The following is a 927-nucleotide window of genomic DNA, read 5'->3' as shown; positions in this document are numbered from 1 at the left end:
CCTCTCAGACAGGACACCTCAGTTCAGCAGGTTTGCCCCCTACTGCCGCGTAGCGGGTTCGTTCAATCCTGGGCGAGATCAAATCGGTACACCCCGGCGAGATCATTGGAATCAGCAAGTTCGGCTCCGACCCGGTGCAGGCCTTTCCCGGTCACGGGCAGATGAAGCCGGAGCAGCAGGAGATCGAGCGGCTGCGCCGTGAGGTCGCCAAGCTGAAGGCCGAGCGGGATATCCTAAATAACTGTCCAGCGTCGTGGCGCGCCTGCGCGGGATAGAAACAGCCTTGTGCTATCCTTTAGCTCGGAGGGTAGCGGCCGTCAGCTTATTGGAGGCACTGTCCCCGTTAAAAAACGTGGTCCATGGGCGCATGCGGACTTGAGAGTGGTGACGCCGTTTCGACGGCGATCCCGATTAGGAAGATGACAAATTGGCATAGCCCTGACCCTCCAGCCCATCATCGGACGGAGGAGTTGCGATGCCTAACAGGACAACCGACCGCGGCCCGGACCTAAAGCTGGTCAACCTCAGCCCGGCCGCTATCGATATCGGATCAAAGATGCACATGGCCGCGGTAAACCCGGCCTGCACCGACAAGCCAGTGCGTGCATTCGGCACATTCACGCAAGACCTGCATGAACTGGCGGACTGGTTCAAGATGTGCGGCGTGACCAGTGTCGCGATGGAATCCACTGGGGTCTATTGGATCCCAGTCTACGAGATCCTAGAACAGCGCGGGTTTGAGGTCATTCTGGTCAACGCGCGGTACGCCAAGAATGTACCTGGCCGTAAAACCGATCTCAGCGATGCCGCTTGGTTACGCCAGCTCCACTCCTATGGCCTGTTACGGGGCAGCTTCCGACCGATGCCGAGATCGCAACGTTGCGAGCCTATCTACGCCAGCGCGAGCGGCTCGTGGAATATGCTGCC

General features: G+C 59.4%; 1 pseudogene. It reads left to right on the top strand.

Going from position 1 to position 927, the window contains the following annotated elements:
• Nucleotides 1–475: 475 nt before the first annotated feature.
• Nucleotides 476–927: pseudogene (locus QY049_RS31600) on the top strand (transposase); the annotation flags it as partial.

This window comes from Bradyrhizobium sp. WYCCWR 13022 (assembly GCF_030435535.1).
Classification (GTDB): Bacteria; Pseudomonadota; Alphaproteobacteria; order Rhizobiales; family Xanthobacteraceae; genus Bradyrhizobium.
The sequence above is the reverse complement of the archived record's forward strand: the minus strand, read 5'-3'. Positions and strand labels throughout refer to the sequence as shown.